The sequence below is a fragment of the Gilliamella sp. Fer4-1 genome (assembly GCF_001690515.1).
Classification (GTDB): Bacteria; Pseudomonadota; Gammaproteobacteria; order Enterobacterales; family Orbaceae; genus Gilliamella; species Gilliamella apicola_C.
The window spans coordinates 1-6,496 of record NZ_LZGZ01000355.1 but is presented as its reverse complement, the minus strand read 5'-3'; the positions used below and the strand labels follow the sequence as shown (position 1 = coordinate 6,496).

The following is a 6,496-nucleotide window of genomic DNA, read 5'->3' as shown; positions in this document are numbered from 1 at the left end:
AAGTTATATCTCTCTATGTTATGCTAGCATTAATATTTGAGCACAGGATATTCCTTTATGATAAAAGATCCCTTTTATGCCCGCGAAGCCGAAAAGTACGATTCCCCCATTGCCAGCCGTGAACTTATTTTAGATTACCTTAAACAAGAAGCGAAACCCGCAAGTCTAGAAAAAATTGCCCAAGCGGTAGCAATTAAAAACGAAGAACAAAAAATAGCGTTACATCGTCGCTTACGGGCAATGGAGCGTGACGGTCAAGTGGTATTTACTCGACGTAAATGTTATGCGTTGCCTGAAAAATTAGATATGGTCAAAGGTAGCGTGATTGCACACCGTGATGGTTTTGGTTTTTTACGAGTAGAAGGCAACCCTGAAGACTATTTTTTATCACCAGAACAGATGAAAAAAGTGTTACAAGGCGATGTGATTTTAGCACAGCCAATGGGAACACAATATCGTGGTAAAATGGAAGCTCGTGTAGTGCGGATTTTAGAGCCACGCAATAATCAAATTGTCGGGCGATATTTTATCGAACAAGGCGTAGGCTTTGTTGTTCCTGATGACAGCCGTTTAAACTTCGATATTTTAATTGCAGGTAAACCCAATCGTACAGTTCGAATGGGAACCGTGGTTGTCGTTGAGTTACAAAAGCGTCCAGAACGCCATCAAAAAGCTGTTGGTATCATAAAAGAAGTGCTTGGTGAAATAATGGGTACCAATTTAGCTATTGATATTGCCTTGCGTAATCACGAAATTCCTTACGAACTACCTAAAAAAGTCGAAAAAGAGGTAAGTAAATTTACTGAACACGTACCAGAAAGCGCTAAAAAAGGGCGAAAGGATTTGCGCCAATTGCCTTTAGTTACTATTGATGGCGAAGATGCACGTGATTTTGATGATGCCGTTTATTGTCAAAAAAATCGTGGTGGTGGCTATCGTTTGTGGGTTGCCATTGCCGATGTCAGTTATTATGTCAGATTAGGCAAAGCGTTGGATAAAGAGGCCTGCTTGCGTGGTACATCGGTTTATTTTCCATCACGAGTTGTACCTATGTTGCCAGAACAGCTATCAAATGGGCTGTGTTCGTTAAATCCACAAGTTGATCGTTTATGTTTAGTTTGCGAAATGACCGTATCAAATAAAGGACGTTTAACAGGGTATGAGTTTTACGAAGCAGTAATGAATTCACATGCTCGATTAACTTATACTAAAGTGGCTAAAATTTTAGACGGTGATGAGCAATTGCGAGAGCATTACCACGAATTGGTACCGCATCTTGAGAACCTTTACGGATTATATCAGGTGCTTGATAAAGCCCGTATCACTCGCGGTGCGATAGGCTTTGAGTCTGAAGAGCCGAAATTTGTTTTTAACGCCGATAAGCGCATCGAAAGTATCGAAATTGCTCAGCGAAATGTGGCACATAAAATCATTGAAGAGTGTATGATTTTAGCTAATGTTTCGGCAGCAAAACTGGTGATTAATGCTCAAGTACCTTCATTATTTCGAGTGCATGATAGACCAGATGAAGACAGAATAAATAACTTGCGTAGCATTCTAAGTGAACTTGGCTTATCACTTGGTGGCGGGGTTAGCCCAAAACCTAAAGATATTGCCGAATTAATGGCGATAGTTGAAACTCGCCCAGATCATGATATGTTGCAAACGGTAATTTTACGCTCTATGAAGCAAGCTATTTATGACCCAGAAAACCGTGGTCATTTTGGTTTAGCGCTTGAAGAATATGCACATTTTACTTCGCCAATTCGTCGTTACCCAGATCTGTTATTACATCGAGCGATTAAATGGATTTTAGCTGACCAACAGCATAAAACCAGTAAAACTGGCGGGTATTGTTATACCACAAATGAAATGCTCTATTTCGGCGAACATTGTTCACTGACTGAACGGCGTGCTGACGAAGCGGTGCGTGATGTGGTCGATTGGCTTAAATGTGATTATATGCAAGATCATGTTGGCGAAGTATTTAATGGTACCATTTCAAGTGTCGTTAATTTTGGTTTCTTTGTTCGATTAGATGAATTGTTCATTGACGGCTTAGTGCATGTTTCGTCGTTAGAAAACGACTATTATCTTTTTGATGCTGCGCATAATCGCTTAATTGGCGAAAATACCCGTTTTGCTTATCGCTTAGGCGATAAAGTGCAAGTTAAAGTCGATAATGTTAATCCTGAAGAACGTAAAATTGATTTTTCTCTAGTTGGCAGTAATAATAAGCCAAAACGCCAAGGCAAGACTGCCAAGGATAAATCAAAACAAGTAAAAACAGATCAAAAAGTTGATTTGCCTGTTAAACGAAAAAGCAAAAAATCAACCAATAAAAATAGTGCAAAACCGCTCACTAAAAAAGTTAAAGATAAAAGCAAAAGTAAAAGCAAAAAGCGAAGTAAACCAAAATCAAGTAATAAAACAAAATCAGTTAATAAAATAAAAGAGTAGAACATAAATGAGTGAAACAGTTTATGGCTTGCACGCAATTGAAGCATTATTAGCTCGCTCGCCAGAAAGAATTATTGAAGTATTTATTATTAAAGGCCGAGAAGACAAACGTCTTATCGCTATTGTACGTCAATTAGAACAACTAGGTTTGCCTGTTAAAGTTGCTCAACGTCAATGGTTAGATGAAAAAGCGAAAAATGGAGTACATCAAGGTATTTTGGCTATGGTTAAGCCTAATCGAGGTTATCAAGAAAATGATATTCCTCTACTTATGGAGCAGCAGCCAAATCCTGTTATTTTAATTTTAGATGGCGTAACCGATCCACATAATTTAGGTGCTTGCATCCGAACGGCTGATGCGGCGGGTGTGGATTTTATTATTGTTCCCAAAGATCGCTCAGCACCACTCAACTCAACAGCCCAAAAAGTGGCGTGTGGCGCGGCAGAAAGTGTACCTGTGGTTAGAGTGACCAATTTGGCACGCACCATGCGAATGTTGCAAGACGAATATCAAGTTTGGATTGTTGGGACTGCTGGTGAAGCTAATAAAACACTTTATCAAACAAATTTTTATAAAACATCAAAAACAATTTCACTTGCGTTAGTTATGGGAGCTGAAGGTGAAGGTATGCGCCGTTTAACTAAAGAACACTGTGATGAATTAGTTAGCATTCCAATGGCGGGGATTGTCTCATCACTCAATGTCTCTGTTGCAACGGGGGTTTGTTTATTTGAAATTGTTCGCCAAAAAATAGATACCAAAATGTAAACTGAATAGCCTTAACTATAGTAGTTCAAATTTAATCAGACAAGCGCTAATGATTTATTAGGTTCGATTTTAGCAAATTGAGGGTTAACGAATAAAATAAATACTATAGTTAATGGCGTTGATAAAAACTAACAGTTAGTGCAATGTAAATTATTTCAATTAAAACATTAAGTAATGCTACATACCTAAAACCTCTTTTTAAAATACATATAATATTCCAGCTTATTCAATGGCTTTATTATCTCTTGTTAAAGTGATAATAAGAGATAAGTTTGAAACAAGCCGAAAACTGTATTTTAAAGGTAATTAAGTATATAATGTTGCACAAACTTAACTAATCTCTATCAAAATATATTTTTATGAAACCTTCAATTATCAATAAGTTAGAATCACTACAAGAGCGTTATGAAGAGGTTCAAGCATTATTATCTGATCCTTCAGTTATAGCAGATCAAAATCGCTTTCGTACGCTATCTAAAGAATACTCACAATTAACTGCGGTGGTTAAGTGTTTTTCCGATTGGCAGCAAACCCAAGAAGATATCGAAACGGCTAAAATGATGTTATCAGATCCTGAAATGAGCGAAATGGCACAAGAGGAATTAAACGAAGCACTAAGCCAAGTTGAAGAGCAAGAAAAGCAATTACAAGTGTTATTATTACCTAAAGATCCTAATGACGATTATAACTGTTTTGTTGAAGTTAGAGCGGGAACAGGTGGTGATGAAGCCGCTATTTTTGCTGGTGACTTAGCCCGAATGTATACACGATATGCTGAATCACGCAATTGGCGCGTTGAAATTATGAGTGCGAGTGATGGTGAGCACGGTGGTTATAAAGAAGTCATTATGTTAGTCAGTGGTGATGGAGTTTATGGCAATTTGAAATTTGAATCAGGTGGTCACCGAGTTCAACGCGTGCCAGAAACTGAATCACAAGGGCGCATTCATACTTCTGCTTGTACTGTTGCTGTTTTACCTGAAGTTCCCGAGGCTGAAATGCCAGAAATCAACCCTGCTGATTTAAAAATTGATACCTATCGTTCATCTGGGGCTGGTGGTCAGCATGTTAACACGACGGATTCAGCGATTCGTATTACTCACCTTCCAACGGGTATTGTTGTTGAATGTCAAGATGAGCGCTCACAGCATAAAAATAAAGCGAAAGCAATGTCTGTATTGGTTGCACGAATTCAAGATGCCGAACTGCGCAAACGCCAACAAGAAGAAGCCTCAACAAGGCGTAATCTATTAGGCTCGGGTGATCGTTCTGACAGAATTAGAACATACAATTATCCTCAAGGACGTGTTACGGATCATCGTATTAACCTAACGCTTTACCGATTAGATGAAGTCATGGAAGGAAAATTAGAGATGCTAATCGATCCAATTGTACAGGAATATCAAGCAGATCAACTAGCCGCTTTATCGGAACAAGATGAATGACCTATTTACAATGGCTTAAAAGTGCATCTCAAACTTTAACTGATAGTGAAAGTCCAAAGCGTGATGCTGAAATTTTGCTGAGTTTTGTTACGCACAAAACGCGCACATTTTTAATGGCATTTAGTGAAACATTGCTTACTGATGATGAGCTAATTGCTTTATCTGAATGTTTAAAGCGCAGGCAAAATGGTGAGCCTATTGCTTATATTACTGGCGAAAAAGAATTTTGGTCTTTAAAGTTTAATGTCTCTAACGCTACATTAATCCCTAGACCGGATACTGAAAAATTAGTTGAATTAGGTTTAGAGTATCTACCTAAAGTGCCATGCGAAGTGTTGGATCTCGGTACGGGTACTGGTGCAATAGTTATCGCCATGGCAACTGAGCGTCAAGACTGTTTATTTACCGCAATTGAAAAAAATAAAGATGCGTTGATTTTAGCGCAACAAAATGCAACCCAAATAGGGGTCAACAATGTTTATTTTTTACAAGGTGACTGGTATAAGCCAATAAAAAATCGAAAATTTTCAATGATTATCAGTAACCCGCCTTATATTGAACCAACAGATATTCATCTAGCACAAGGCGATGTTCGTTACGAACCAAGAAGTGCATTAGTTTCAGAAGATGACGGTTTAGCCGATATTAAACTCATTGTCTATGGCGCAACTAAACATCTAAATCAATATGGCTGGTTACTGATAGAACATGGTTGGAAACAGGGTGAGGCAGTACAAACTATTTTTAAACAACACGGATTTCAATTAGTCGAAACCTTTGCTGACTATAGCGGTAATGATAGAGTTACTCTTGGTCGCTGGTTTAAACCCTAACTAGGAATATTTTATGATACAACAAAAAAAAGTAAATATTGGTGATATTACTGTCGCCAATGACCTACCATTTGTATTATTTGGTGGTATGAATGTGCTCGAATCTCGTGATTTAGCAATGAAAATCTGTGAACATTATGTTTCTATCACCAATAAACTAAATATCCCTTATATTTTTAAAGCTTCATTTGATAAAGCTAATCGCTCTTCTGTTCATTCATATCGTGGACCAGGTTTAGAAGAAGGGCTTAAAATTTTCCAAGAACTTAAACAACAATTTGGCGTTAAAATTATTACTGATGTACATACCGAAGCACAATGCCAACCGGTCGCTGATGTGGTTGATGTTATTCAATTACCCGCTTTTTTAGCAAGACAAACCGATCTTGTTGTTGCAATGGCTAAAACTGGTGCGGTAATTAATGTTAAAAAACCACAATTTGTCAGCCCAGGTCAAATGGGTAATATTGTTGAAAAGTTTGAAGAAGCTGGTAATAACCAAATAATTCTTTGTGATCGTGGTAGTTGTTTTGGCTATGACAACTTAGTGGTTGATATGCTTGGTTTTAATATTATGAAAAAAGCAAGCAAAGGCTCTCCTGTTATTTTTGATGTTACTCATGCTCTACAATGCCGTGATCCAATGGGCGCAGCATCAGGTGGGCGTCGAGGTCAAGTAACCGAGCTTGCGCGTTCAGGTATGGCAGTTGGCATTGCTGGGCTATTTTTAGAATCACACCCAGATCCAAGCCATGCAAAATGCGATGGTCCATCTGCGTTACCATTAGCAAAACTTGAGCCTTTCTTAAAGCAAATGAAAGCCATTGATGAGTTAGTAAAAAGTTTTGAAGAAATTGATACTGAAAATTAAGTTAAGATGACTTTTCAATAACTTATAATCAATAGCATTGATTGTGAATTAAATTTTATTTTTTTATATAGTAAAAAGAGAAATTTCAGTAGTTTCTCTTTTTTTATTTCATCCTTTT

Annotated in this window: 5 protein-coding genes; all 5 read left to right on the top strand. The window is 37.7% G+C overall.

Translation table 11 applies throughout. The annotated features are described in order from the left end of the window. Positions 1-57: 57 nt before the first annotated feature. The 5 genes from rnr to kdsA all read left to right on the top strand — a co-directional run bounded on the left by rnr (position 58) and on the right by kdsA (position 6,378). Positions 58-2,460: a ribonuclease R gene (gene rnr / locus A9G30_RS12165; RefSeq protein ID WP_065589123.1), complete on the top strand. Its 2,403-nt coding sequence runs from the start codon at positions 58-60 to the stop codon at positions 2,458-2,460. Positions 2,461-2,467: 7 nt separating this feature from the next. Beyond that, on the top strand, positions 2,468-3,229 hold the full coding sequence (gene rlmB / locus A9G30_RS12160; protein WP_065589122.1) for a 23S rRNA (guanosine(2251)-2'-O)-methyltransferase RlmB: 762 nt from the start codon (positions 2,468-2,470) through the stop codon (positions 3,227-3,229). Positions 3,230-3,588: 359 nt separating this feature from the next. Beyond that, the gene (gene prfA, locus A9G30_RS12155; protein ID WP_065589121.1) at positions 3,589-4,674 is read left to right on the top strand and encodes a peptide chain release factor 1; all 1,086 of its coding nucleotides are present in this window, start codon (positions 3,589-3,591) and stop codon (positions 4,672-4,674) included. Next, complete coding sequence (gene prmC / locus A9G30_RS12150; protein ID WP_065582279.1) at positions 4,671-5,507, top strand: peptide chain release factor N(5)-glutamine methyltransferase; 837 nt, start codon at positions 4,671-4,673, stop codon at positions 5,505-5,507. Before prfA ends, prmC begins: the two co-directional genes overlap by 4 nt. Positions 5,508-5,523: 16 nt before the next feature. Then, positions 5,524-6,378 carry a 3-deoxy-8-phosphooctulonate synthase gene (gene kdsA / locus A9G30_RS12145; RefSeq protein ID WP_065582287.1) on the top strand — a complete coding sequence of 285 codons (855 nt, stop codon included), beginning with the start codon at positions 5,524-5,526 and terminating at the stop codon, positions 6,376-6,378. Positions 6,379-6,496 lie beyond the last annotated feature (118 nt).

Excerpts from the sequence above, each read along its gene's own strand:
- rnr (WP_065589123.1), top strand. The coding sequence starts at position 58 with ATGATAAAAGATCCCTTTTATGCCCGCGAAGCCGAAAAGTACGATTCC.
- rlmB (WP_065589122.1), top strand. The coding sequence starts at position 2,468 with ATGAGTGAAACAGTTTATGGCTTGCACGCAATTGAAGCATTATTAGCT.
- prfA (WP_065589121.1), top strand. The coding sequence starts at position 3,589 with ATGAAACCTTCAATTATCAATAAGTTAGAATCACTACAAGAGCGTTAT.
- prmC (WP_065582279.1), top strand. The coding sequence starts at position 4,671 with ATGACCTATTTACAATGGCTTAAAAGTGCATCTCAAACTTTAACTGAT.